Here is a 23429-nt window from a genome sequence, read left to right as displayed (position 1 = left end):
AGCTAGCCGCTGATGGCGTTGGGTCCGCGCCTCGATCTCCGCCAGTCGCAATCGCTGGTGATGACGCCGCAGCTCCAGCAGGCGATCAAGCTGCTCGCGCTGTCGAACCTCGAACTCGAAACCTACCTGGCCGAGGCGCTCGAGGGCAATCCGCTGCTCGATGCGTCGCCGGCCGACAGCGACGCCGGGTTCGGCGACGAGCCGGCGGGCGAAACGCCCGCTGCCGAAGCCGCTTCGCTCGATGCCGACCAGGCGCTGTCGGTCGATGGCGGGACCGCGAACGATCTCGACGTCGACCTCGCCGCCGACAGCTTTCATCACGACAGCGCGAGCGACAATATCGGCTTGTCGGGCGGCGGCGAGGATATCGATTTCGACAGCTTCGCCGACCATGACGGCACGCTCCACGACCATCTGCTCGCACAGGTCGGCGAGCGCTTCGGCGGGATCGAGGCGATCGTCGCGGGACAGCTCGTCGCGCTGATCGACGAGACGGGTTATCTGCGCGCCGACCTTGCCGAACTCGCCGCGCAGCTCGGCGTGCCGCTCGCGCTGATCGAGGCCGTGCTGGGCGTTGTCCAGACCTTCGACCCCTCGGGCGTCGGCGCGCGCGACCTTGCCGAATGTATCGCGATCCAGGCGCGCGAAGCAGACCGTTACGACCCCGCGATGGCGACGATGATCGCGCATCTCGACCTCGTCGCCAAGGGCGCCTTCCCGCAGCTGAAGCGCATTTGCGGCGTCGACGACGAGGATCTGGCCGACATGATTCGCGAACTGCGCGGCTATGATCCGCGCCCCGGGCTCCGATTCGGCGGCGAGGGCGCGCCGGCGGTCGTCCCCGACCTCTATATCCGCCAGACCGCAAAGGGCTGGGCGGTCGAGATCAACAACGGCACGCTGCCGCGGCTGCTCGTCAATCGCCGCTATTATACCGAGCTGGCGCAGGGCGCGGCGGCGAAGAGCAAGGCGTGGCTGTCCGAACAGCTCGCGGGTGCCAACTGGCTCGTCCGCGCGCTCGACCAGCGCCAGCGCACGATCGTCAAGGTCGCGAGCGAGATCGTGAAGCAGCAGGAAGGCTTTTTCCTCAACGGCGTCGCGCATATGCGCCCGCTGACGCTGCGCCAGGTCGCCGAGGCGATCGGCATGCACGAATCGACCGTCAGCCGCGTGACGAGCAACAAGTACCTCAGCTGCGCCCGCGGGCTGTTCGAGCTCAAATATTTCTTCTCGTCGGGGATTTCGGCGGTCGAGGGTGACGGCGCGGTGTCCGCCGAGGCGGTGAAGAGCCGGATCAAGGCGCTGATCGAAGCCGAGGATGCGAAAGCGATCCTGTCTGACGAGACGATCGCACAGAAATTGTCCGCTGAGGGGCACGACATCGCGCGGCGCACCGTCGTCAAATATCGCGAAGCGATGGGCTATGGCTCGTCGGTGCAGCGGCGACGGCAAAAGGCGCTCGCGGGCTGATTTTGGCCGGAAAGGCGGTTGACTTTCAGGCCGCATCCCCATAGTTGCGCCGCTTCGCGTCAATACGCCAAGATTTACGGACAGAGATCATGAAGATTCGCAACAGCCTGAAGTCGCTGAAGGACCGCCACCGGGACAACCGCGTTATCCGCCGCCGTGGCCGCACCTATGTGATCAACAAGACCAACCGCCGCTTCAAGGCGCGCCAGGGCTAATGGCCCTGCCGGGGCGTTTTCCGCCCCGCGCGCATTTGCGAGTTAGCGTGACGCCGTCGGATGCTTCCGGCGGCGCTTTCGCGTGTTTGGGAAGCCTATGATTCGCCAGAGCGTGATCTTCGACGTCGGCCGCGTCCTCTTCGACTGGGACCTGCGCCACCTGTTCGCCAAGCTGATCGCCGACAAGGACGAGCTGGAATGGTTCGTCACTAATGTCGTCACGCCGCAGTGGCATTTCCAGCACGACGCCGGCCGGCCGCTCGCCGAGATGTTGCCTGAGCTGAAGGCCGAATTTCCGGGGCATGACGATCTGATCGATGCCTATGCGGCGCGCTTCAACGAGACGATTCCCGGGCCGATGCCGGGCAGCCTCGAGCTGGTCGAGCGCCTCGACGCGGCGGGTGTGCCGCTCTTCGCGATCACCAATTTCGGCCATGAATTCTGGGAAGGCTTTCGCCCGACCCAACCGATCTTCGACCGCTTCCGCGATATTATCGTGTCGGGTACCGAAAAGCTGATGAAGCCCGATCCCGCGATCTACCGCCTCGCGATCGAGCGATTCGGCATCGACCCCGCGGGTGCGCTTTTCATCGACGATGTCGCCGCCAATGTCGCGGGCGCCGAATCGGTCGGGATCGCGGGGCACCGGTTCGTCGATGCGGAGACGCTGGAACGCGAGTTGGTGGCGCGTGGATATCTGGTTGCTCCATGAGTCGAGCGGATCGCCTTGAGCGCCTCGACACCCGAAGAGTCGAACTGGAAGCCGAATATGAGCAGGTGCTGCTCGAAGCCTTGCGCAAGGTCGCTGCCGGTTCGTGGGGCTTGTTCGATCACAATCAAGATCGCGCGACCCGCGCCAAATGGAAACCCGTCATCACGGACCTGTGCGACCGGGGCGAAGAAATCGACCAGATGCGCGATCAACTCGGCTTGCAGCCGTTCGCATTGCACGAGGAGTTCGAGGCATCGCGCGGCCCCGTCTCGACAAACGCTCCGGGCGAACCGAAACAGGCCAAGGCGTGGCTGGACCGATTGGGCAAGGAACTTTAGCCCAATCGCCTGGGTCCGTGCCTTACTTCTCCACCCCGAGCTGCGTCAGCACGAAGGCGAACTCCTCGGCATCCTCGCGTAGTGCGCCCCAGCGGCCCGATTTGCCTGCGTGGCCTGCGCCCATGTTGGTGCGCAGCAGCAGCGTCGCGTCGTTGGTCCGCGTCGCGCGGAGCTTCGCGACCCATTTGGCGGGTTCCCAATAGGTCACACGCGGGTCGTTGAGCCCCGCCGACACGAGCATCGGTGGGTAGGCCTTCGCCGTCACATTGTCGTAGGGGCTGTAGCTCAGCATATAGTCGAACGCCGCCTTGTCGGTGATCGGGTTGCCCCATTCGGGCCATTCGCCGGGGGTCAACGGCAGCGTCTCGTCGACCATCGTGTTGATCACATCGACGAAGGGCACGCCCGCGAGCACCGCGCCCCACAATTCGGGCGCCTGATTGTAAACCGCGCCCATCACCTGCCCGCCCGCCGAGCGGCCCTCGATCGAAATCTTGCCCGCGCTCGTGTATTTGGCGGCGATCAGGCCTTTGGCGACGTCGATGAAGTCGTTGAAGGTATTCTTACGCTCGGTGGTCTTGCCCGCGAGGTACCAGGCGCGGCCGAGGTCGTCGCCGCCGCGGACATGCGCGATCGCATAGATCATGCCGCGGTCGACGAGGCTCAAACGCGTCGTCGAAAAGCCCGGCGGGACGCGGTAGCCATAAGAGCCATAGACATAGAGGTGCATCGGTGCGCTACCGTCGCGTGGCGTACCCTTCTTGTAGACGAGCGACACGGGAACCGGCGTGCCGTCGCGCGACGGCATATTTACCAATTCGGTTACGTAGTCGTCGTGGTTATAACCGGCAGGAATCTCCTGCACCTTCAGCGTCTCGAGCTTGTGGCTCGCGAGGTCGTAGTCGAACACCGTGTCGGGCGTTACCATCGACTCATAGTCGATCCGCAGCTTGTCCTGATGATATTCGGGATTGTCGCCGAGCCCCGCGACATAGGTCGCTTCGGGGAATTTGACGCGGCCGGGGGTCAGCGGCGCGTCATATTTGCGGATATCGACCTGGTCGACGCCCTTTTCGCGCGATTCGAGGACGAAATAGTCGCGGAAGATCGCGAGGCCGGTGAGATAATTGTCGTCCGACCCGGCGATCAGCGTCTTCCACTCGTCCGGCGCCCTGATGTCAGCGGTCGCGACGCGGAAATTGGCATGTTCGTCATTGGTGTGGATGTAGAGCGTGCCATCGCGCTCATCGACGCTGTATTCGCGGCCTTTCTTGCGCGCCGACACGAGTTGCATTTTCGCCTCGGGATTGTCGGCGGGGAGCAGATAGACCTCGCTCGTCTCATTATCGCCCGTCGCGATGACTATATAATTGTCGGCTGCGGTCTTCCCTATCCCGACCCCGAAACCGATGTCGGACTCCTTGTAGAGCAATTTGTCGTCGGCGACCGGCGTGCCGAGCTTGTGCAGCCGGACATTGTCGGTGCGCCAATTCTCGTTCGCGAGACCATAGAGGATCGCATCGTTCCCCGTCGTCCAGACGAGCGACGACAAGGTGCCCGGGATCGTGTCGGGCAGCAGTTCGCCCGTTTCGAGATTGCGGATGCGCGCTTCGAACCGCTCCGAACCATTGTCGTCGAACGAATAGGCCATCAGCTTGCCGTTCGGGCTGATCGACACTTCGGCGAGGCGGAAATAATCCTTGCCCGCGGCCATCGCGACTTCGTCGAGGATCAGGACGGGTTCGCCGCCCGCGACGGGCTTGCGATACCATTTCTTGTACTCGGCGCCCTCTTCGAACTCGACCCAATAGACCCAGTCGCCGTCCTTCTGCGGCACCGACGAATCGGCCTCCTTGATCCGGCCCTTCATCTCCTGAAACAGCGTCTCGACGAGCGCGGCGTGCGGCTTCATCGCGGCATCGAAATACGCATTCTCGGCCTTCACATAGTCGAGCACATCCTTGTCATCGATGACCGGATAGCTCTCGTCCTTCAGCCAGTGATAGGGGTCGGACAGCGTCTTGCCGTGCAGCGTCATTTCATGCGGGCGCTTTTCCGCGACGGGGGCGGCGGGCAGGGCAGGGGTCGGGCTGGTCAATGCGGCGTCTTTCTCTTTGGCGAACAGGGCGGGAGCAAGCAGCGGGGACGATGCGACAAGCGGGGTGGCAATTGCTGCCAGAAACATCCAAATAGCGCGCATCACGAAAATCCCCCGCGGTGTCGCCCGATTGGGCAGGATGGCCGCGATGTAGGAATAAGGAACGCGTCATGTCCAGCCCCGTCCATTCAGAACGCCTTGCCCGCGTCCGCGCCGAACTGGCCGCGCGCGGCCTCGACGGCTTCGTCGTGCCGATCAGCGACGAGCATATGAGCGAATATGTCGGCGACTATGCGCAGCGCATGGCGTGGCTGACGGGCTTCGGCGGCTCGGCCGGGACCGCGGCGGTGCTGCCTGAAAAGGCGGCGGTGTTCGTCGACGGGCGCTATACGGTGCAGGTGCGCGATCAGGTCGACGGGTCGCTGTTCGACTATGTCGGCGTGCCGCAGTCGAGCGTCGCCGAATGGCTCGGTGCGAACGTCAGCGCGGGGCAGAAGGTCGGCTACGATCCCTGGCTCCACGGCATCGATTGGGCGCGCGGCCTCGAAAAGGCACTGGCGGCAAAGGGCGCGGACCTCGTCGCGGTGGAGACCAACCCGATTGACGCCGCATGGGACGACCAGCCCGCACCGAGCGATGCGGTGGTGACGGTCCACGACGCCGCGCTTGCCGGGCAAGCCGCGACCCAAAAGCGCGAAATCATCGCCGACTGGCTGAAGGCGAACGGGCTCGACACGACGGTGATGACCGCGCTCGATTCGATCGCGTGGACCTTCAATATTCGCGGCACCGACGTGAGCCATACGCCGGTCGGCCTTTCCTTCGCGCTGCTCCACGCCGACGCGACCACCGACCTGTTCATCGCCCCCGAAAAGCTCACCGACGCGGTGCGCGCGCATCTCGGCAACAGCGTGCGGATCCACGACCGCAGTGCGTTCGAGGCGGCACTCGCCGACCTCACGGACAAGAAGGTGGCGGTCGATCCCGACCGCGCCGTCGCGGCGATCTTTACCGCGCTCGAAAGCGCCGGCGCGAAGATCGCCCGCCATCGCGATCCGGCGGTTTTGCCCAAGGCGATCAAGAATGACGCCGAATTGAGCGGCACGCGCGCCGCGCATGTCCGCGACGGCGTCGCGGTGTCGCGCTTCCTCAAATGGATGGAAGAGGCGGCGCCGCAGGGCGGGCTCGACGAGCTGGGCGCCGCGGCGAAGCTGCGCGAATTTCGCGATGCCAGCGGCGTGCTTCGCGACCTGTCGTTCGACACGATCTCTGCCGCTGGGCCCAATGGCGCGCTGCCGCATTACAAGGTCGACGAAACGACCAACCGCGCGGTCGAAACCGGGACGCTCTACCTCGTCGATTCGGGCGGCCAATATGCCGACGGCACGACCGACATCACGCGCACGATCGCGATCGGCAGCCCGACCGCCGAAATGCGCCGCCGCTTCACGCAGGTGCTCAAGGGGCATATCGCGCTCGCGACGGCGCGCTTCCCCAAGGGAACGCGCGGCAGCCAGCTCGACATCCTCGCGCGCCAATATTTGTGGGCCGACGGGGTCGATTATGCGCATGGCACCGGCCACGGCGTCGGATCCTATCTCGCGGTGCACGAAGGGCCGCAGCGGATCGCCAAGCCCGCGGGCGGGCAGGCGGGGACCGAAGAACCGCTGCACGCGGGCATGATCCTGTCGAACGAGCCCGGCTATTACAAGGCGGGCGCTTTCGGGATCCGGATCGAAAATCTCGTCGTCGTTACCCCGGTCCGCATCGTCGGCGCCGAGGAGGATATGCTGGGGTTCGAGACGATCACCTTCGCGCCGATCGCGCAGAACCTCGTCGATGTGTCGCTGCTGTCGGCGGCCGAGGCCGACTGGCTCGACGCCTATCATGCCGAGGTGTTCGAAAAGCTTGGCGCGGGGGTCGAGGACGAGGAGCGTGCCTGGCTCGAAGCCGCCTGCGCGCCGCTCGATCGCGCGCCTGCCGCGCTTGCCGCATGAGCGCGCACGCATGACCGAGCATCGCAGCGCCGTGCCGCTCTCCGATTTCCGCGTGCAGGAGCGCGTTCGCGTGCGCTTCAACGAGATCGACGGGCAGAATATCGTCTTCAACGCCAATTATCTGGTCTACGCCGATATCGGCGTGACCGAATATTTTCGCGCGCTGGGTGAGGGGCAGCCCGGTCCGTATTTTCACCAATATGGTACAGACATCCGCGAAACGCATTGCGAGATCGACTATCACGCGCCCGCAAGGCTCGACGAACTGATCACGATCGCGGCGCGAATCAGCCGCTTCGGTCGCACGAGCTTCACGGTCCATTGCGGCGTTTTTCGCGGAAATGAGCGGCTGACCGACATCGAAATCAGCTACGCGCATCTCGATACCGATAGCGGAAAACCAACCCCATTGCCCGGAAGCTTCATCGCCGAAGTGCGACGATTCGAAACCCGAACCCCGACACAAGACTGATAAGATATTGAATTGTTTCCGCGACGCGGAAACGCGCGGCACCGGCCCGCTCCCCCACCCGGCCTCCCTAACGACAGTAGCCCAGGGAGGCCGGGTGGGGGAGCGGGCCGGTGCTGCAATCGAGCGAAAAGAACCGAATCGACCCTCTCAACCAAAAAAGTCGAAAAAAAAGGGCCACCCGTGGGTGGCCCGTGAAAGTTTTGGGAGAGGATGCCTAAAAGGCAAGTGTGATATTGCACTGCACAATGAATGTTGCAACTGCGAAAAGAGCATCCGCTATTGCATTTTTTGCAATCGATAACGTTCCCAGCGATCATCCGGCGCAATCGACCGATGTTCGCGCCCCCTCGCAAAATGGCACGAGATCGCCTAAATTGGCGCGATGAGGATGTTTCAAAAACCCGACATCGGCGGCGGCGTGTCCGATTTCTGGGCCTATATTCGCGAACCCCGCCCGCATCGCTGGGCGATCTGGGGCGTCGCGCTGGCGCTGACCTGGCTCGTTTTCAACGGCGTCGAGCAATATCTGATCCCCTATGAAAAGCCGAAGGCCCAGATCATCTATTTCGAGAACTGGACCGCGAACCGCAGCGCCGCGGAGATTCGCGCCGACTGGGTAGCGCGCGCCAAGGAAACGACGCTGCAGAATGCCAAGAAGCGCGCCGAATATCAGCGCTTCGCCGACAGCCTCGGCATCGAATATGATTCGAGCGAAGCCGACAAGGTGACGCGCGAAACGCTGGGCGAAGAAGCGGCGGCGGCGGCGAAGAAAAAGCCCGAGCGAGTACAACTGCGCTCGACGCTCGCCGAACGCGCGGCGCGCGGCGCCCAGCCCAAAGCCGCCGACTGATCGCGGTGCAACGTTTGCCGACCGATGCCGACTGGATGGCCGCGGCCATCGCCCTGTCGCAGCGCGGCCGGCCGGAATCGGCGCCCAACCCCAATGTCGGTTGCCTGATCGCGAAGGACGGCATGGTCGTCGCCCGCGGCTGGACACAGGCGGGCGGCCGCCCGCATGCCGAGGCGGTGGCGCTTGCCGCGGCGGGCGATGCCGCGCGCGGCGCGACCGCCTATGTCACGCTCGAACCCTGTGCGCATGCGAGCCCGCGCGGCCCGGCGTGCAGCGACCTGCTCATTGCCGCGGGGATCGCGCGCGTCGTGATCGCCGCGCAGGACCCTGACGCCCGGACCGACGGCAAGGGCATCGCGCGGTTGCAGGCGGCGGGTGTCGAGGTCGTCTTCAATGTCCTGCCCGCCGAAGCGCGCGCCGCGATGGCGCCTTGGTGGACGCGCCGGGCCGACGGGCGGCCGTTCGTCACGCTCAAGCTCGCAACCTCTCTCGACGGCTGTATCGCGCGCGCCGACGGATCGAGCCGCTGGATCACGGGCGACCGTGCCCGGGCGCATGGCCATCTGGAGCGCGCGCAGCATCAGGCGATCCTCGTCGGACGCAGGACGCACGCGGTCGATGCGCCGCGGCTCGATGTACGGCTGCAGGGGCTTGAGGAGCGCAGCCCGAAGAAACTGCTGCTCACGCGCGGCGAAGCGCCCGAAGGCTGGACCGCCGTTTCGTCCCCCGAGGCGATCAACGATGTCGATTCGCTGCTCGTCGAAGGCGGTGCGGGCGCGGCGTCGGCGTTCCTCGCCGCCGACCGCGTCGACCGGCTCTTGCTCTATCGTGCGCCGATCCTCATCGGCGGCGGCAAACCCGCACTCGGCGACATTGGTCTTACCGATCTTGCCGACGCGCATGGCCGTTGGCGCCTTTCCGACAGCCGCCTGCTTGGCACCGACCGGCTCGACGTCTACGAGCGCGTCAGGACTATTTGAGGAACCTGCATGTTCACCGGCATCATCACCGACATCGGCACCATCCGCAGCCGCGAGGACCGCGGCGATACGCGGCTCGTTATCGGCACCGCTTACGACACCGGAACGATCGACCTCGGCGCTTCGATCGCCTGCTCGGGGGCGTGCCTGACCGTTGTCGACAAGGGCGCCGACGCCGACGGCCACTGGTTTGCGATCGACGCCAGCGGCGAAACGCTCGCGCGCACCGCGCCCGGCATGTGGGACGCGGGTCGCCGCCTCAACCTCGAGCGCGCGCTGAAGATCGGCGACGAACTCGGCGGGCATATCGTCACCGGCCATGTCGACGACATCGGGCGCATTGTGTCGGTCGAACCCGTCGGCGACAGCGTCACCGTCACCGTCGCGGCGCCCGCTTCGCTCGCGCCGCATATCGCCGCCAAGGGCTCTATCACCGTCGACGGCGTCTCGCTGACGGTCAACGAGGTGATCGACCAGCCGGACGGCGAGGCGCATTTCACGCTCAACATCATCCCGCACACGCAGGAGATGACGACGCTGGACGAAGCCGCCGCGGGGCGCCCGGTCAATCTCGAGATCGACATCCTTGCGCGCTACCTCGCGCGGATGCAGGCGCGCGGCGTCTAGGCGTTACTAACCTTCGATCCAGTTCGCCGCGAGCTCGGGGTCGGCGGCGAGCATCGAGCGACGCATCGCGAGCCGCCCGATCCGGAGCAGCTCGGCCTTGCGGCGTGCGGGCGCGAGGTTGCAGTTTGCGGCTTCGCGCACCACCGCCGCGCCGTAGCGGTCGGCGATGATCAGCCCTGAGCTTTCGGGACGATAATCGGGCGTTTCGAGGATCGCGGGGTCGAGCCCCGATGCGAGCGCCCAATAGAAACGGTCGCACCAGTCGCAATAGTCGGGCCATTTGCCGTCGCCGTGCAGGTCGGCGCGGCTGACCTTGATCTCGACGATCGTGATATGGCCCTTTGCATCGATCGCGGTGAGGTCGGTGCGCCGCCCGTTGGGCAAGGTGACTTCGGGGATCGCGACCAAGCCCTGCTGCGCGAACAGCCGGCACACGCCGCGCGCGACATCCGCGGCGGTCAGCAAGTCACCTGCCATTTCTCAAGCGCCTCAGAAGGGGACGTCGTCATCCAGATCGTCGTCGAACGGCGGGCGCCCGCCGCCCGAGCTGCCGCCGCCGCCCTGGTTCCAGCCGCCACCCGAGCTCCCGCCGCCGGAGGAGGAGCCGCCGCCCTGATCCCAGCCGCCCGACGAACCGCCGCCCTGCGACCAGCTGTCGCCGCCGCCGCCGCGCGAGCCGCCGCCACCGCCCGGCGCGCCGTCGAGCATGGTCAGCGTGCCGCCCATGCCTGCGATCACGATCTCGGTCGTGTAACGGTCGTTGCCGTCGCGATCCTGCCATTTGCGGGTGCGCAGCGAACCTTCGATATAAACCTTCGAGCCCTTTTTAAGGTAACGCTCGACCACGCCGACCAGCCCGTCGCCGTTGACGACGACATTATGCCATTCGGTGCGCTCCTTGCGCTCGCCCGACATGCGGTCTTTCCACTGTTCGCTGGTCGCGATGCGGATATTGGCGATCTTGCCGCCGTTCTGGAACGACTTGATTTCGGGATCGGCGCCCAGATTGCCGACCAAAATTACCTTGTTGACGCTGCCAGCCATCCGCCGCTCCGCTCCGCTCAAAAGTTGGGAGGATCAGCCTAGGCCAAAGGCGACGGCTGTCCAGTAAGTGATACCAGCAGCGGCATAGGCGAGCAGGAACAAATAGCCAACCATGAACATCGGCCATTTCCATCCGTTGGTCTCGCGGCGGGTGATCGCGATTGTGGAAATGCACTGCGGCGCGAAGACGAACCAGGCGAGGAAAGCGAGTGCGGTCGCAAGGCTCCATTTGCCCTGCAGCCGTTCGCCCAGCGTCTGCGCCATCGCTTCCTCGTCGTCGCCGGCATCGATGGCGTTGGCGGTCGCCATCGCCGACACCGCGACTTCGCGCGCCGCCATCGCGGGGATCAGCGCGAGCGCGATGTCGTGGTTGAAACCGATCGGCTTGACCACGACCTCGAGCCCGCTCGCGATGCGACCGGCGACGCTATATTCGACCTGGCTTTCGCCTTCGGGCGCCTGCGGAAAGGTCAGGAGCAGCCACAGGACGACGGTGGTCATCGCGATGATCGTGCCGGCGCGGCGGAGGAAGATCCACGCGCGCTGCCACAGGCCGAGCAATATGTCGCGCCACCCGGGCATCTGGTAGCGCGGCATTTCCATCATGAAGCCCGCGCTCGTTCCCTTCGCGACGGTGCGGCGGAGCGCGAAGGCGACGACGAGCGCGCCGACGATGCCCGCGACATAGAGGCCGAAGAGCACGAGCCCCTGCAGCCCGATACCGGTGCCCGCGACGCCGCGGTTGGGGATGAAGGCGGCGATGATCAGCGCATAGACCGGCAGCCGCGCCGAACAGGTCATCAGCGGCGCGATCAGGATCGTCGTCAGCCGGTCCTTTTCGTCGGGGATCGCGCGCGTCGCCATGATGCCGGGGACGGCGCAGGCAAAGCTGGAGAGGAGCGGGATGAAACCGCGCCCCGACAATCCGACCTTGCCCATCAGCCCGTCCATCAGGAAGGCGGCGCGCGTCATATAGCCCGATGCCTCGAGCAGCAGGATGAAGAGGAAGAGGATCAGGATCTGCGGCAGGAAGACGACGACCGCGCCGACGCCCGCCAGCAGTCCTTCGACGACGAGGTCGCGCAGGAAATTCTGGGGGATATTGTCGACCACCCACGTCTGGGCGACGCCGACAAGCCCTTCGAGCGCGTCGGCGGGCGGGCCGGCCCAGGCATAGACCGCCTGGAACATGACGAACATCAGCGCGAGCAGGATGACCATCCCGGCGATCGGGTGGAGCACGATATTGTCGACGCGCTGCGTCCAGCGGCGCACCGGCGTTTCGTTCAGGATCGCGGCGCGTGCGATCGTCCGCGCGCGCTGGTGAAGCGATGCGTCGTTCGCGGGCGCGGCTTCGGCGGCACGCGGCTGGTGCGACCGGATCGCCTCGTCGATGGCGGCGAGCAGCTCGGTCAGCCCGCGCTTGCGCACCGCGACGGTCGGGACGACGGGAACGCCCAGCTCTTTCGACAGGCGTTCGGCGTCGAGGGTCAGCCCGTCGCGCTCGGCAAGGTCGACCATGTTGAGCGCAACCACGGTCGGCAGGTTCAGCGCCAGCAGTTCGAGCGCGAAGCAGAGATGATTGTCGAGGTTCGCCGCGTCGAGCACAACGATCAGCGCGTCGGGGCGCTTTTCGCCTTCCTGCCGGCCGAGGACGACGTCGCGCGTCACCGCCTCGTCGAGGCTCGCGGGGGTCAGGCTGTACGTGCCGGGCAGGTCGATCAGCGACAATGGGCGGCCGTCGGCAAAGCTCGCATGCCCCGCCTTGCGCTCGACGGTGACGCCCGGATAATTGGCGATCTTCTGCCGTGCGCCGGTCAGCGCGTTGAACAGGCTCGACTTGCCGGCATTGGGATTGCCGACGAGCGCGATCGAGGGGATGGCGCCGGTCATGCCGTGGGCTCGACCGTGATCGCCGCCGCCTGCTTGGCGCGGATGATCACCTTCATCCGTCCGACGGTCAGCGCGAGCGGATCGCGTGAAAAGATGCTGCCACGGTGGAGCGGCGTGACTTCGCTTCCTTCCATCAGGCCGAATTCGCGCAGGCGGCGCCCTTCGTCCTCGGACATCGCGGTCCAGTCGATACGGGCGATCCGCACCGCGACGCCCAGCGGCGCCCGATCCAGCAGATTTTCGAGCAAAGCAGTCATTTGCGAGCGATTATCAATAACCGCCCGCCAGCGCCAGCCCCGCATTGTAATTTATGATTACCGTCCCGGATAGCGTAGCCGCCCGACGAAGCGCGCGAGGCTCGGGCGTTCGATGCTGCGCGCGGCGCGGCGATGCTTCCAGCTTTCGAAACGCATCACCTGATCGATCCGGCGCGCGAGGAAGGCGCGCGTGTCGGCGAAGCCCTCGCTCTCGTCGTTCAGGAACACCGCCATCGTCGATCCATAGACGGCGCCGAGGATCGCGCGCTTGCTGTAGTGGTTATAGTCGGTCGCGGTGTCGCCGGCGAGCCGCCACATATGGTCGGCAGCGCGCCAGCCGAGCTTGGCGGCGTGCGGCGCATTCGTCGGTAGCGCGAGCAGCGCGAGCGCGCGGCGCAGCGATTCGCGCGTTCCCGCGAGCAGGTCGATGCGCGTTTCGACGAGCGTCGTGATCCGCTCGCGGATCTTGAGCGTCGCGAGCTTTTCGGCCGGCCAGCGTCGTTCCATTTCGGCATCCACGTCGGCGAACCAGGCGTCGACCATGTCGCGCGCGCCGCCAGGAAAGGCGAGCCGCGCGACATCGGCGTCGACGCCGACGCGCGCTGCGGCATCGAGCAGTGCGGCATCGCCGAACCCGTCGAAGGCGGCCGATGCGGCGATCAGCGGCGCGAGCGCGGCGCGAATCTCGTCGAGGGTCGGGTCGGCGGGAAGGATCGAGGCCATGATGATCAGATAGGCGCCGCGCGGCGGCTCGGCAACCTTATCAGGACGAGCGCCGCACCGACGAGCATCCCGCCGAAAATATCGACCGCGCCGAGCCGCTCGTCGAACATCAGCCAGCCGGCAAGCGCAGCGATCGCGGGCTGGATGAGGAGCGTCAGCCCGAGCACGAGCGGCGAAAAGCGCGGCAGCGACCAGATCATCAGCCCTTGCCCGACGACCTGGCTGGTCAGCGCGAGCAGGATCAGCGGGGTCCAGTCGCGCGGCGCGATCGCCTCGCCCAGCGCCAGTGCGGTGCCCAGCAACACGGGGACGCAGACGACCGAGGCGATGCCGAGCGCGGTCCACGGCGCGAGCGTGCCGCGCACGCGCTGCATCAGGATGACGTAACAGGTGTAAAGCACCCCCGCGAGCAGGCTCAAAAGGTCGCCGAGCAGATAGTCGGACGACATTTCATAGCTTTGCCCCATCAGCAGCGCCGATCCGGCGAAGGCGAGGAGCACCGCGAGCGCCTGCCAGCCGCGCGGCAGGGTGCGCGTCAGGAACACGCCCCACAGGACGAGCAACAGGCTCGCGCAATTGCCGAACAAAGTCGCATTGGCGATCTTGGTATGGAGGATGCCGATGTGCCAGGTCGCCAGGTCGAGCGCGAAAAAGATACCGGCGATTGCGGCGATCAGCATCGCCGGGCGCGGGGGCGCCTTTCCGCCGCTTTCGCGCCAGGCGAAAAGCAGGATCAGCGGTAGCGCGATCGTCATCCGCCAGAAGGCCGAGGCGGTCGGCCCCGTATCGGCGAGGCGGACAAGCATCGCGCCGAGCGACAGCGCGACATTGCCGCCGATCAGCGCGGCGAACGCCCAGCGGCCGGACGCGTTGCCCGCGGCCTCGTCAATCCTGTCCATCTTCGCTGTCATTTAGATTTTCTTTTGCTACGTACCATTGTGCCGGCACCGCTGCGTCCATAGCTTCGCGGGCCATAGCGACGACCGATGGGGCCGTCGCGGAGAAAGTGAAACGTGGAGGAAACATGGCCGTATCACTGTTCGATCCGATAAAATTGGGCGCGATCGACGCGCCGAACCGCATCGTCATGGCGCCGCTGACGCGCGGCCGCGCGGGACCGGGCTTCGTGCCGAACGAGCTTGCGCTCGAATATTATCGCCAGCGCGCATCGTCGGGCCTGATTATCTCCGAAGCCACCGGCATCTCGCAGGAAGGCCTTGGCTGGCCGAGCGCACCCGGGCTGTGGACCGACGCGCAGGTCGAGGGCTGGAAGCCCGTCACCGACGCCGTCCATGCCGCGGGCGGGCGCATCGTCGCGCAGCTCTGGCATATGGGCCGCCTCGTCCACTCGGTGTTCAACGACGGGAAACCGCCGGTCTCGGCATCGGCAACCGTCGGCGAGGGGCGCGCACATACGCCGGTCGGCCGCCGCGATCTCGAAGTCGCGCGCCCGCTCGAACTGAACGAGATTCCGCGCGTGATCGCCGATTATGTCCACGCCGCCGAAAATGCGAAGAAGGCCGGCTTCGACGGCGTGCAACTGCACGGCGCCAACGGCTATCTGATCGACCAGTTCCTGCGCGACAATTCGAACCTGCGCGACGACGATTATGGCGGTTCGGTCGAGAACCGCATCCGCCTGCTCCGCGAAGTGACCGAAGCGCTGATCGGGGTGTGGGGCAAGGACCGGGTCGCGGTCCGCCTGTCGCCCAACGGTGCGACGCAGGGCGTCGACGACAGCGCACCCGAAAAGCTGTTCCCGGCGGCCGCGGCGGCGCTCGCCGCGCTCGGCATCGCCTTCCTCGAACTGCGCGAACCGGGGCCCGAGGGGACTTTTGGCAGGACCGATGTGCCCAAGCAGTCGCCGGCGATCCGGCAGGCGTTCAAGGGGCCGCTGATCCTCAACAGCGACTATGACGTCGTGCTCGCCGAAGCGGCGCTGGCAAGCGGTGAGGCCGACGCGATCGCTTTCGGACGGCCCTTCATCGGCAATCCCGACCTCGTCGAGCGGATCCGGAGCGGCGCCGAATGGGCGGCCGACAATCCGCAGACCTGGTATTCGCCGGGGGCCGAGGGCTACACCGACTATCCGGCGCTGGTGAACGCCTGACCGGCTACGACGGGTGCCGCTCCCGGTCTCGCGGGGAGCGGCACCGTCCGGCCACCTAGCCTTTTTGGGCGACTGCCTTGTCGACGATGCCGGCGCCGATCGGGCCGAGAATCTTGCCGCCGAACCGGAACAGCAGGAACGCCGCGGCGAACAACAGGACCGGGGCGATGAACATCGCAAGGATCGCGGCGATCAGCGCCACGAAAAACAGCGTCATGAAACCGGCGGTCAGTTCGCCCTGACCCTGCGGTCCCAGTTCGATCGTACGCGGGCCCTTCGAATCCCACCATTTGCTCGTGACGATCGTCTTGCGAGCGCCCGTGCTTGCGGTCGGCTGCGGGCGCGCCGCGATCCGTGCCGGTTGCGATGGCTGCGCAGCGCCATTCGGCTTCTGGCTCCACGGTTGCTTGCGGGTCATTTCGGCGACCGCCGCTGCCATCCGCTCGTTCGGCGGGCGTGACGGCTGGCGCTGCGGCGCCGGCTCGGCGACCGCGGCCCGCGCGGGCTCCGCCGGACGCGCCGGAGGCACGATCCGGTCATTCCCCATCCGCCGGTCATGTTCGGCCATGCGCTCGGCCGCGGTCGGCGGCGTCTGGCCGGTATCGCGGTCGATGACCACCAGCCGCCCGCCGCGTTCGACGATGGAATAGCGGCTGGGGGGCAGTCGATCAGCCAATGCCGAATTGTTCCTTCAGGGCCAGCATCGCGAGCGCGGCCTTCGCCGCTTCGCCGCCCTTATCCTTGCGCGTCTTGCCGGCGCGCGCAAGCGCCTGTTCTTCATTCTCGACCGTCAATATGCCGTTGCCGATCGCCAGGCCATCGAGCGTCAGCGCCATGATGCCGCGCGCGCTCTCGTTCGACACGACCTCGAAATGATAGGTTTCGCCGCGGATCACGACCCCGAGCGCGACATAGGCGTCATAGCGGCCGCTGTCCGCGGCCAGCGAAATCGCGGCGGGAACTTCGAGCGCACCCGGGACGGTCACGGTCTCGTGGCTGTGCCCTTCGGTCTCGAGCGCGCTGCGCACGCCGTCGAGCAGCATGTCGTTGAGGTGGCTGTAGAAACGGGCTTCGACGATCAGGACATGCGCCATCAGGCTTCTCCGGGAATGGGGCGTTCGCCGACGACCGACAGGCCATAGCCTTCGAGGCCGACGATATTGCTGTGGGTGGGGGTGAGCAGTTCCATCGCATGCACGCCAAGGTCGGCGAGGATCTGGGCGCCGATCCCGTAGGTGCGAAGGTCCATGCCGCCCGCCGACGGGGGAACCGCGTCGGCGTCGGCCGATCCGGGCAGCGGGCGCATCAGCATCACGATCACGCCGCTGCCGGCTTCGCCGATGGCGTCCATCGACCGCTGCAGGCGGCGCTTCTTCGGGCCCGGACGGCCCATGATATCGTCGAAGATCGACACCGCGTGCATACGCACCAGCGTCACGCCTTCGGGGTCGACGGGGCCCTTCTGCAGCACCAAATTGACGCTGCCGTCGATCTTGTTGCGATAGGATTTGAGGCGCCAGTCGCCGCCATAGTCCGATTCGAACGGTTCGTCGGCGACGCATTCGACCAGCCGGTCGGTGCGGTTGCGGTAGGCGATCAGGTCGGCGATCGTGCCGATCTTCAGCCCGTGGCGCCGCGCAAAGGGGATCAGGTCGTCGAGCCGCGCCATCGTGCCGTCGTCGTTCATGATCTCGCAGATCACGCCCGACGGGTTGAGCCCGGCAAGCCGTGCGATATCGACCGAGGCTTCGGTATGGCCTGCGCGCACGAGCACGCCGCCGTCGCGCGCGATCAGCGGGAAGATATGGCCGGGGGTGACGATGTCGTCGCGGCCCTTGCCGGCATCGATGGCCACGGCAACCGTGCGCGCGCGGTCGCCCGCCGAAATGCCCGTGGTCACGCCTTCGCGCGCCTCGATCGACGTCGTAAAGGCGGTTTCGTGCCGCGTGCCGTTGTTGCGGCTCATCAGTTCGAGCCCGAGCGTGTCGACGCGCGACTTGGTGAGGGTCAGGCAGACGAGGCCGCGGCCGTGCGTCGCCATGAAGTTGATCGCATCGGGGGTCGCCATCTGTGCGGGGATGACGAGGTCGCCCTCATTCTCGCGATCCTCGTCGTCGACGAGGATGAACATGCGACCGTTGCGCGCCTCGGCGATAATCTCTTCGGGGCTGGCCATCGGCGAGATGTCGCTGCCGGTGGCAAGCCAGTTTTCGAGCTTGCGCAGCGTTTCGGCGGTCGGGTTCCAGCCCGGCGAGTCGAGGTCGCGCAGGCTGTTGGCGTGAAGCCCGGCGGCACGGGCAAGACCCGAACGGGACATCGTCCCGTCGTCGACGATGGCGCGGATGCGCTCGATGAGCTGTGTAGACATGAAGGCCATGTCTCACATCATAATGTGAATGTCAATCCAGATATCACATTGCCCTGATCAATTGGGCCCGATGCGGGGGCCGAGGTCGCGGATCGGCGCGTCGGGCTTGGCGTCGAGGATCGCCAGTATCTGCCCCGTGCGGTCGTCGCGCTTGGCATAGTCGCGCGCCGACATGCCGGCGATATGGTCGGCCTTGTCGGGATTGGCGCGGCTCCGCACCAGCAGCCGCACCACGGCGGCATTCTTGTTCTGCACCGCGAGGATCAGCGCGGTTTCGCCGCGCCGGTTGGCCTGGTCGACCGGTGCCTTGCCGTCGATGAGTTCCTGCGCGCCGTCGGCGAAATTGATCAGCGCCGCGTGCATCAGCGGCGTCACGCCCTGCCGGTCGCCGATCGACGCATCGGCGCCCTTGCCGAGCAGGAAACGCAGCCAGGTGATGTCGCGCCTTTTGGTGACGATCGCCAGCGCGGTCTCGCCGGTGTCGGGGTTGCGCGTGTTGACGAACGAGGGGTCGTCCTTCAGCGCTTCGGTCGCCTTGGTGCCGTCGCGGCTGTCGACCGCCTGCAGGAACGCATATCCGCCGCGGAACTGTGCCGCAGCCGGGCCATGGACCGTCGCCGCGGCAGCCGCCGCGACGAGAAGGAAGGAAGCGAGGCGAAGCTCCACGCGTCGGAACATGATCGGGCGACCCCTGAGACAATTTGTCCGCCGCACCTGCGACGACAATGGTTGATTTTCGGCGGCTAGCCGACCAAGGCTGGCCGCATGATGAATATCGCAGATATGGGACAAAAGCTTGTCCGTGCAAGCCTGATCCTGTTTTTTGGCGCGGCGCTTGCGGCATGCAATGCCCCGGGCGACGCGCCCGCCGCAAAACCGCCGCTCGAAGGCGCGCGGATCGGCGGCCCCTTCACCCTGACCGACCAGGACGGCAAGACGGTTCGCGACAGCGATTTCGCGGGCCGATATCGCCTCGTCTATTTCGGATACAGCTTCTGCCCCGATATCTGCCCGGTCGACTTGCAGAAACTGATGCGCGGCCTGTCGATGTTCGAAAAGGCGGATAGCGCGCGCGGCGCAAAAGTCGCTCCGCTCTTCATCACCGTCGATCCCGCGCGCGACACGCCCGAGGCGCTCAAGCCCTTCGTCGCGCGTTACCACCCGCGGTTGCTCGGCCTCACCGGGACGCCGGAACAGGTTGCCGCGGTCGCCAAGGCCTATGTCGTCACCTACAACAAGGTGCCGGGTTCGGCGCCCGACCGTTACCTGATGGCGCACAGCCAGCTCGCCTTCCTGATGGACCCGGACGGCAAGCCTGTCGCGCTGCTGCCGCTCGACGATCCCTCGACCGATGCCGACGAGGGCGCGCCCGACAAGGTGGCGGCCGAGCTGGCGAAGTGGGTCAAATAGCGATGGCGGGGGCGACATCGGAGCGCCCCTTCTGGGAAGCGCCGCTCGCCAGCCTCGATGCCGGCCAGTGGGAAGCCTTGTGTGACGGCTGCGGCAAATGCTGCCTCCACAAGCTCGAGGACGAGGACACGGGTCGCATCTATCCGACCAATGTCGCGTGCCGCCTGCTCGACCTCAGGACCGCGCGCTGTAGCGATTACAAGCACCGCCGCCGCCATGTCCCCGACTGCTTGACGCTGACGAAAGCGAAGGTCGACGACCTCATATGGCTGCCGCAGACCTGCGCCTATCGCCTGCGCGCCGAGGGGGAGCCTCTTCCCGACTGGCATTATCTCGTCTGCGGTGATCGCGATGCCGTGCGCCGCGCCGGCGAATCGATCGTCGGTTGGACGGTCGGCGAGGCTGTCGCGGGTCCGCTGGAAAATCATCTTGTCGAACGCGTCGTTTGACCCCGCGGCCGACGGGCCGCACATATGGGTGGCGGGCGCGGCTTGGCCCGTCCGCGTCGTACGCCATGCGCAGTCGCGCCGCTATCGCCTCGTCTTCGATGGCGCGCGCGGCGAACTGCGGCTGACCGTCCCGCGCCGCGCGAGCGAACGCGCCGCGCTCAAATGGGCAGGCGAACAGCAGGCGTGGCTCGCCGAACAGGTCGGCAAGGCGGTGTTGCCGGTCGTCGTCGGTCCCGGCGCGTCGATCCCGTTTCGCGGCGTCGAGCGCCGTGTCGAATGGATGGCGAGCGCGCCGCGCGCGATCCGGCTGGCGGACGACATGCTGCGCGTCGGCGGCCCCGCCGAAACGGTGGGGCGGCGGATCGAACGCTGGCTGAAAGCCGAAGCGCTCGACCTCATGGAACGCGAAAGCCGCGAAATCGCCGGCGCGGCGGGTCTGGCGGTCGGCCGCGTCGGGGTCGGCGACCCGCGCAGCCGCTGGGGCAGCTGCACGCATGACGGCGATTTACGCTATAGCTGGCGGCTCGTCATGGCCCCCGATCATGTGCGCCGCGCGACCGTCGCGCACGAGGTCGCGCACCTTCGCCACATGGACCATAGCGCGGCGTTTCACGCGCTCGTCGACCGATTGCACGACGGCGATGTCGCCGCGGCGCGCGGCTGGCTGCGGCGCGAAGGCCGCGGGTTGCACCGTTACCGCTTCGCCGCCTGACCGGCGCTAGTTCGAATCGCCGGGCTGGTTTCGCGCCGGCGGCGCGACCTTCGGCGGGGCGGGTGCCTTGGACGTCGCGCCATTCTTCGGCGCGCCCCCACCGTCGGCCGGACCGCGGCGTCCCGTCTGCTCCTCGATCCACTGCTGGTTCAGCACCGGGCCGTCGTCGGCAGGCGGCGGCACATCGTCGCCCTCGGGTACCGGCGCGGCGGCTGGCAATTCGATCGGCATACCATTCTCGTCGACATAGCCGTCCTCGCCGGGCTCGCCCATATAGGCTTCGCCTTCGTCCTCGAGCTGCCATTCGGGCAGCACGACCTCGGTGTCGAACTGTTCGACCGGACGCCGCGCGACCGCGACACGCATATAATCGGCAAAGGCTTTCGCCGGCGCGCGGCCGCCCTGCAGTCCGCCGACGGGCTTCGCATCGTCGCGGCCCATCCAGACGCCGGTGGTGATGCCGCTCGAAAAGCCGAGGAACCAGCCGTCCTTGTTGCTCGACGTGGTGCCAGTCTTGCCCGCGACGGGGCGGCCGATCTGCGCCGCCTTGCCGGTGCCAGTATTGACCGCGGTCTGGAGCAGGTCGGTGATCCCCGCGGCGACCCAATTGTCGACCAGCACCTGTCCGCGCTCGGCGGGGCGCTGGTACAGCAGGCGTCCGTCGGCGGTCGTCACCTTGGTGATGCCATAGGGCTGCACCGACACACCCTTGCGCGACACGGCGGCAAAGGCGGCGGTCATGTCGATCACGCGCACTTCGGCGCTGCCGAGCACCATCGACGGGTGGGTGTTGACCGGGGTCGTGATGCCGAACCGGCGCGCCATGTTGGCGACCGAGGAAAAGCCGACTTCGTCGCCGAGCTTCGCCGCCACCGTGTTGACCGAATAGGCAAAGGCGCTGCGCAGGTCCATCGCGCCGGCAAAGCGTCCTGACGAGTTGCGCGGGCTCCAGCCGTTGATCGTTACCGGTTCGTCGACGACCTGGTCGCCGACCTTATACCCGGCCTCGAGCGCCGCCATATAGACGAACAGCTTCCACGCCGATCCCGGCTGGCGGAGCGCCTGCGTCGCGCGGTTATAGTTGGACGCGACATAGTCGGTGCCGCCGACCATCGCGCGCACGGCGCCGTCGCGGTCGAGCGAGACGAGCGCGGCCTGCACGCCGCGCGGGGTATTCGCCTGGATCGACGCTGTCGCGGCGCGCTGCATGCCAAGGTCGATCGTGGTATAGACGTCGAGCGCCTCGCTGCCCTCGTCGATCAGCATGTCGAGTTGCGGCAGCGCCCAGTCGCTGAAATAGCGCGCGCTGTTCTGCCCCGTTTCCTTGGCCAGCTGGACATTGGCGGGCTCGGCGCTGTCGGCTTGCGCCTGCGTGATGACGCCGGCGTCGACCATGACGCTCAGCACCACCCCGGCGCGGCCCAGCGCCGCCTGCGCGTCGGCGGTCGGCGAATAGCGCGACGGCGCCTTGACCAGCCCGGCGACAACCGCCGCCTCCGACAGCGACATTTCGGTCGCGCTATGCCCGAAAAAGCTGTTCGACGCGGCGTCGATGCCATAGCTGCCGCCGCCGAAATAGACCTTGTTCAGATAGAGTTCGAGGATTTCGTCCTTCGAGAATTTCCATTCGAGCGCGAGCGCGAGGATCATCTCGCGCGCCTTACGGCGGAAATCATAGCTGTTCGACAGGAATATATTGCGCGCGAGCTGCTGCGTGATCGTCGACGCGCCCTGCAGGCGCCGGCCGCTGCCTCGATTCTGGAGCGCGACCACCGCCGCGCGCGCCATACCGACGGGGTCGAGCCCCGGATGATAGCGAAAGCGCCGGTCCTCGACTGCGACCATCGCGTCCTGCATCACCTGCGGCGTTTCGCGCAGCGTCAGCCAGCGGCCGTAATTCGGTCCGAGCGAAAGGAAGACGGTGCCGTCGGCGGCGCGGACGCGGATCGTCTGCCCCGCCGGCGATTTCTTGAGCTCCTCGAAGCTCGGCATGCGCTGGACGGCGATGCCGACCGCAACCGCCAGCGCGACGAGCCCGACGACCGCGAGGCCAAGCCCCCAGCGAAAGGCGCGGCGCAACCAGACGCGCCAGCGCGGCGGCTCGCCGCCGGGCGTGCCGCTACGCTTGCTGGACGATGACGATTTATTCGACGAAGCCTGCTGTCTTTCGCGGCGCAAAGCCCGATTTCCTTCCCTCACTGCGCCCCTGATGCGTCAGTCCGGGAAGGCGTTGTCAGTCCTTGCCGGTTGACGCCTCATCCTGCCCGCGGTCCGCGAAGTCAAGCGCCGCGCTGTTGATGCAATAGCGCAGGCCTGTCGGTCCGGGTCCGTCGGGGAAGACATGGCCGAGATGGCCTTCGCATTTGGCGCAGCGCACTTCGGTGCGGACCATCCCGTGGCTCGCATCGCGATGCTCGCTGACCGCGGCCTCGCCGGCGGGCGCGGTATAGCTCGGCCAGCCCGATCCGCTGTCATATTTGGTGCGGCTGTCGAACAGCGGTTCGCCGCAGCCGGCGCAGCGATAGACGCCGTCGCCCTTATGGTCGGTATATTTGCCGGTGAAGGCACGCTCGGTGCCGCCTTCGCGCAGCACATGATGCGCCATCGGGTCGAGTTCTTTGCGCGTGACGGGATCGGTCATGACAGGTTCTCCTTTCGGGCAGGCCGCGTACGCGGCGCGCCGCTTGTTGCCCCTAATATCGGG

At 66.5% G+C, this 23429-nt stretch carries 26 protein-coding genes; 13 read left to right on the top strand and 13 right to left on the bottom strand.

Annotation, left to right across the window (positions count from 1 at the left end; translation table 11 throughout):
• Positions 1-12: 12 nt before the first annotated feature.
• The 4 genes from rpoN to VGU00_RS17825 all read left to right on the top strand — a co-directional run bounded on the left by rpoN (position 13) and on the right by VGU00_RS17825 (position 2735).
• The gene (gene rpoN, locus VGU00_RS17840) at positions 13-1470 is read left to right on the top strand and encodes an RNA polymerase factor sigma-54 (protein WP_327470949.1); all 1458 of its coding nucleotides are present in this window, start codon (positions 13-15) and stop codon (positions 1468-1470) included.
• 89 nt (positions 1471-1559) lie between these two features.
• Positions 1560-1685 carry a type B 50S ribosomal protein L36 gene (gene ykgO / locus VGU00_RS17835; protein WP_003046794.1) on the top strand — a complete coding sequence of 42 codons (126 nt, stop codon included), beginning with the start codon at positions 1560-1562 and terminating at the stop codon, positions 1683-1685.
• Positions 1686-1782: 97 nt separating this feature from the next.
• Positions 1783-2397 carry an HAD family phosphatase gene (locus VGU00_RS17830; protein ID WP_327470948.1) on the top strand — a complete coding sequence of 205 codons (615 nt, stop codon included), beginning with the start codon at positions 1783-1785 and terminating at the stop codon, positions 2395-2397.
• Entirely contained in the window at positions 2394-2735 is a 342-nt protein-coding gene (locus tag VGU00_RS17825) for a hypothetical protein (RefSeq protein ID WP_327470946.1), read from the top strand. The genes VGU00_RS17830 and VGU00_RS17825 overlap by 4 nt, the downstream gene beginning before the upstream one ends.
• 22 nt (positions 2736-2757) lie before the next feature.
• On the opposite strand, the gene VGU00_RS17820 is transcribed toward VGU00_RS17825, so the two are convergent.
• On the bottom strand, positions 2758-4935 hold the full coding sequence (locus tag VGU00_RS17820) for a S9 family peptidase (RefSeq protein WP_414713586.1): 2178 nt from the start codon (positions 4933-4935) through the stop codon (positions 2758-2760).
• Between the two features lie 68 nt (positions 4936-5003).
• On the opposite strand from VGU00_RS17820, the gene VGU00_RS17815 reads away from it, so the two are divergent.
• The 5 genes from VGU00_RS17815 (at position 5004) to VGU00_RS17795 (ending at position 9759) form a co-directional block, all read left to right on the top strand.
• Positions 5004-6830, top strand: a complete 1827-nt coding sequence (locus VGU00_RS17815; protein WP_327470944.1) for an aminopeptidase P family protein — start codon at positions 5004-5006, stop codon at positions 6828-6830.
• Positions 6831-6840: 10 nt separating this feature from the next.
• Entirely contained in the window at positions 6841-7302 is a 462-nt protein-coding gene (locus VGU00_RS17810; protein ID WP_327470942.1) for a thioesterase family protein, read from the top strand.
• Between the two features lie 382 nt (positions 7303-7684).
• Complete coding sequence (locus VGU00_RS17805) at positions 7685-8152, top strand: hypothetical protein (RefSeq protein ID WP_327470940.1); 468 nt, start codon at positions 7685-7687, stop codon at positions 8150-8152.
• Positions 8153-8187: 35 nt separating this feature from the next.
• Positions 8188-9132 (top strand): bifunctional diaminohydroxyphosphoribosylaminopyrimidine deaminase/5-amino-6-(5-phosphoribosylamino)uracil reductase RibD, encoded by a 945-nt coding sequence (ribD, locus tag VGU00_RS17800; RefSeq protein WP_327471750.1) that lies wholly within the window; start codon positions 8188-8190, stop codon positions 9130-9132.
• Positions 9133-9141: 9 nt separating this feature from the next.
• Positions 9142-9759, top strand: coding sequence for a riboflavin synthase (locus VGU00_RS17795; protein WP_327470938.1), 618 nt, complete (start codon positions 9142-9144; stop codon positions 9757-9759).
• A gap of 6 nt (positions 9760-9765) precedes the next feature.
• Here the strand turns inward: VGU00_RS17795 and VGU00_RS17790 are convergent, their stop codons facing one another.
• The 6 genes from VGU00_RS17790 to VGU00_RS17765 are packed head-to-tail and all read right to left on the bottom strand — an operon-like array spanning position 9766 to position 14587.
• On the bottom strand, positions 9766-10236 hold the full coding sequence (locus VGU00_RS17790; protein ID WP_327470936.1) for an MmcB family DNA repair protein: 471 nt from the start codon (positions 10234-10236) through the stop codon (positions 9766-9768).
• A gap of 12 nt (positions 10237-10248) precedes the next feature.
• Positions 10249-10803 (bottom strand): single-stranded DNA-binding protein, encoded by a 555-nt coding sequence (gene ssb, locus VGU00_RS17785; RefSeq protein ID WP_327470934.1) that lies wholly within the window; start codon positions 10801-10803, stop codon positions 10249-10251.
• A 33-nt stretch (positions 10804-10836) separates the two neighbouring features.
• The gene (gene feoB, locus VGU00_RS17780; RefSeq protein ID WP_327470932.1) at positions 10837-12696 is read right to left on the bottom strand and encodes a ferrous iron transporter B; all 1860 of its coding nucleotides are present in this window, start codon (positions 12694-12696) and stop codon (positions 10837-10839) included.
• Positions 12693-12953, bottom strand: a complete 261-nt coding sequence (locus VGU00_RS17775; RefSeq protein WP_327470930.1) for a FeoA family protein — start codon at positions 12951-12953, stop codon at positions 12693-12695. The genes feoB and VGU00_RS17775 overlap by 4 nt, the downstream gene beginning before the upstream one ends.
• Positions 12954-13010: 57 nt before the next feature.
• Complete coding sequence (locus VGU00_RS17770) at positions 13011-13676, bottom strand: COQ9 family protein (RefSeq protein ID WP_327470928.1); 666 nt, start codon at positions 13674-13676, stop codon at positions 13011-13013.
• Positions 13677-13681: 5 nt separating this feature from the next.
• Positions 13682-14587 (bottom strand): DMT family transporter, encoded by a 906-nt coding sequence (locus tag VGU00_RS17765; protein WP_327470926.1) that lies wholly within the window; start codon positions 14585-14587, stop codon positions 13682-13684.
• 113 nt (positions 14588-14700) lie between these two features.
• On the opposite strand from VGU00_RS17765, the gene VGU00_RS17760 reads away from it, so the two are divergent.
• The gene (locus tag VGU00_RS17760) at positions 14701-15786 is read left to right on the top strand and encodes an alkene reductase (protein WP_327470924.1); all 1086 of its coding nucleotides are present in this window, start codon (positions 14701-14703) and stop codon (positions 15784-15786) included.
• Positions 15787-15841: 55 nt separating this feature from the next.
• On the opposite strand, the gene VGU00_RS17755 is transcribed toward VGU00_RS17760, so the two are convergent.
• The 4 genes from VGU00_RS17755 to VGU00_RS17740 are packed head-to-tail and all read right to left on the bottom strand — an operon-like array spanning position 15842 to position 18832.
• Positions 15842-16462, bottom strand: a complete 621-nt coding sequence (locus VGU00_RS17755) for a hypothetical protein (RefSeq protein WP_327470922.1) — start codon at positions 16460-16462, stop codon at positions 15842-15844.
• On the bottom strand, positions 16455-16880 hold the full coding sequence (gene ribH, locus VGU00_RS17750) for a 6,7-dimethyl-8-ribityllumazine synthase (RefSeq protein ID WP_327470921.1): 426 nt from the start codon (positions 16878-16880) through the stop codon (positions 16455-16457). Before ribH ends, VGU00_RS17755 begins: the two co-directional genes overlap by 8 nt.
• Complete coding sequence (gene ribB, locus VGU00_RS17745; protein ID WP_327470919.1) at positions 16880-18154, bottom strand: 3,4-dihydroxy-2-butanone-4-phosphate synthase; 1275 nt, start codon at positions 18152-18154, stop codon at positions 16880-16882. Before ribB ends, ribH begins: the two co-directional genes overlap by 1 nt.
• Before the next feature lie 57 nt (positions 18155-18211).
• Positions 18212-18832, bottom strand: coding sequence for an ankyrin repeat domain-containing protein (locus tag VGU00_RS17740; RefSeq protein WP_327470917.1), 621 nt, complete (start codon positions 18830-18832; stop codon positions 18212-18214).
• Positions 18833-18919: 87 nt separating this feature from the next.
• On the opposite strand from VGU00_RS17740, the gene VGU00_RS17735 reads away from it, so the two are divergent.
• From VGU00_RS17735 to VGU00_RS17725, 3 genes are read left to right on the top strand one after another with little or no spacing between them, the layout of a single operon-like run.
• The gene (locus VGU00_RS17735; protein ID WP_327470915.1) at positions 18920-19564 is read left to right on the top strand and encodes an SCO family protein; all 645 of its coding nucleotides are present in this window, start codon (positions 18920-18922) and stop codon (positions 19562-19564) included.
• A 2-nt stretch (positions 19565-19566) separates the two neighbouring features.
• Complete coding sequence (locus tag VGU00_RS17730; protein ID WP_327470914.1) at positions 19567-20013, top strand: YcgN family cysteine cluster protein; 447 nt, start codon at positions 19567-19569, stop codon at positions 20011-20013.
• Positions 20014-20041: 28 nt separating this feature from the next.
• A complete protein-coding gene (locus VGU00_RS17725; protein ID WP_327470912.1) occupies positions 20042-20725 on the top strand; it encodes a M48 family metallopeptidase in 684 nt (227 codons plus the stop codon).
• 6 nt (positions 20726-20731) lie between these two features.
• Here the strand turns inward: VGU00_RS17725 and VGU00_RS17720 are convergent, their stop codons facing one another.
• Together VGU00_RS17720 and msrB are read right to left on the bottom strand one after the other, a co-directional pair.
• On the bottom strand, positions 20732-22903 hold the full coding sequence (locus VGU00_RS17720; protein ID WP_414713570.1) for a transglycosylase domain-containing protein: 2172 nt from the start codon (positions 22901-22903) through the stop codon (positions 20732-20734).
• Positions 22904-22958: 55 nt separating this feature from the next.
• Positions 22959-23366: a peptide-methionine (R)-S-oxide reductase MsrB gene (msrB, locus tag VGU00_RS17715; RefSeq protein ID WP_327470910.1), complete on the bottom strand. Its 408-nt coding sequence runs from the start codon at positions 23364-23366 to the stop codon at positions 22959-22961.
• Between the last annotated feature and the right edge of the window lie 63 nt (positions 23367-23429).

The sequence above is a fragment of the Sphingopyxis sp. genome, from assembly GCF_035944815.1.
Lineage (GTDB): Bacteria > Pseudomonadota > Alphaproteobacteria > Sphingomonadales > Sphingomonadaceae > Sphingopyxis.
The sequence above is the reverse complement of the archived record's forward strand: the minus strand, read 5'-3'. Positions and strand labels throughout refer to the sequence as shown.

Coding starts and splice junctions, on each gene's coding strand:
- ribB (WP_327470919.1), bottom strand. CDS start 18,154: ATGTCTACACAGCTCATCGAGCGCATCCGCGCCATCGTCGACGACGGG.
- VGU00_RS17775 (WP_327470930.1), bottom strand. CDS start 12,953: ATGACTGCTTTGCTCGAAAATCTGCTGGATCGGGCGCCGCTGGGCGTC.
- VGU00_RS17735 (WP_327470915.1), top strand. CDS start 18,920: ATGATGAATATCGCAGATATGGGACAAAAGCTTGTCCGTGCAAGCCTG.
- VGU00_RS17825 (WP_327470946.1), top strand. CDS start 2,394: ATGAGTCGAGCGGATCGCCTTGAGCGCCTCGACACCCGAAGAGTCGAA.
- msrB (WP_327470910.1), bottom strand. CDS start 23,366: ATGACCGATCCCGTCACGCGCAAAGAACTCGACCCGATGGCGCATCAT.
- ykgO (WP_003046794.1), top strand. CDS start 1,560: ATGAAGATTCGCAACAGCCTGAAGTCGCTGAAGGACCGCCACCGGGAC.
- VGU00_RS17740 (WP_327470917.1), bottom strand. CDS start 18,832: ATGTTCCGACGCGTGGAGCTTCGCCTCGCTTCCTTCCTTCTCGTCGCG.
- VGU00_RS17830 (WP_327470948.1), top strand. CDS start 1,783: ATGATTCGCCAGAGCGTGATCTTCGACGTCGGCCGCGTCCTCTTCGAC.
- feoB (WP_327470932.1), bottom strand. CDS start 12,696: ATGACCGGCGCCATCCCCTCGATCGCGCTCGTCGGCAATCCCAATGCC.
- ribD (WP_327471750.1), top strand. CDS start 8,188: ATGGCCGCGGCCATCGCCCTGTCGCAGCGCGGCCGGCCGGAATCGGCG.
- VGU00_RS17790 (WP_327470936.1), bottom strand. CDS start 10,236: ATGGCAGGTGACTTGCTGACCGCCGCGGATGTCGCGCGCGGCGTGTGC.
- VGU00_RS17760 (WP_327470924.1), top strand. CDS start 14,701: ATGGCCGTATCACTGTTCGATCCGATAAAATTGGGCGCGATCGACGCG.
- VGU00_RS17810 (WP_327470942.1), top strand. CDS start 6,841: ATGACCGAGCATCGCAGCGCCGTGCCGCTCTCCGATTTCCGCGTGCAG.
- ssb (WP_327470934.1), bottom strand. CDS start 10,803: ATGGCTGGCAGCGTCAACAAGGTAATTTTGGTCGGCAATCTGGGCGCC.
- VGU00_RS17820 (WP_414713586.1), bottom strand. CDS start 4,935: ATGCGCGCTATTTGGATGTTTCTGGCAGCAATTGCCACCCCGCTTGTC.
- VGU00_RS17795 (WP_327470938.1), top strand. CDS start 9,142: ATGTTCACCGGCATCATCACCGACATCGGCACCATCCGCAGCCGCGAG.
- ribH (WP_327470921.1), bottom strand. CDS start 16,880: ATGGCGCATGTCCTGATCGTCGAAGCCCGTTTCTACAGCCACCTCAAC.
- VGU00_RS17815 (WP_327470944.1), top strand. CDS start 5,004: ATGTCCAGCCCCGTCCATTCAGAACGCCTTGCCCGCGTCCGCGCCGAA.
- VGU00_RS17730 (WP_327470914.1), top strand. CDS start 19,567: ATGGCGGGGGCGACATCGGAGCGCCCCTTCTGGGAAGCGCCGCTCGCC.
- rpoN (WP_327470949.1), top strand. CDS start 13: ATGGCGTTGGGTCCGCGCCTCGATCTCCGCCAGTCGCAATCGCTGGTG.
- VGU00_RS17805 (WP_327470940.1), top strand. CDS start 7,685: ATGAGGATGTTTCAAAAACCCGACATCGGCGGCGGCGTGTCCGATTTC.
- VGU00_RS17765 (WP_327470926.1), bottom strand. CDS start 14,587: ATGACAGCGAAGATGGACAGGATTGACGAGGCCGCGGGCAACGCGTCC.
- VGU00_RS17770 (WP_327470928.1), bottom strand. CDS start 13,676: ATGGCCTCGATCCTTCCCGCCGACCCGACCCTCGACGAGATTCGCGCC.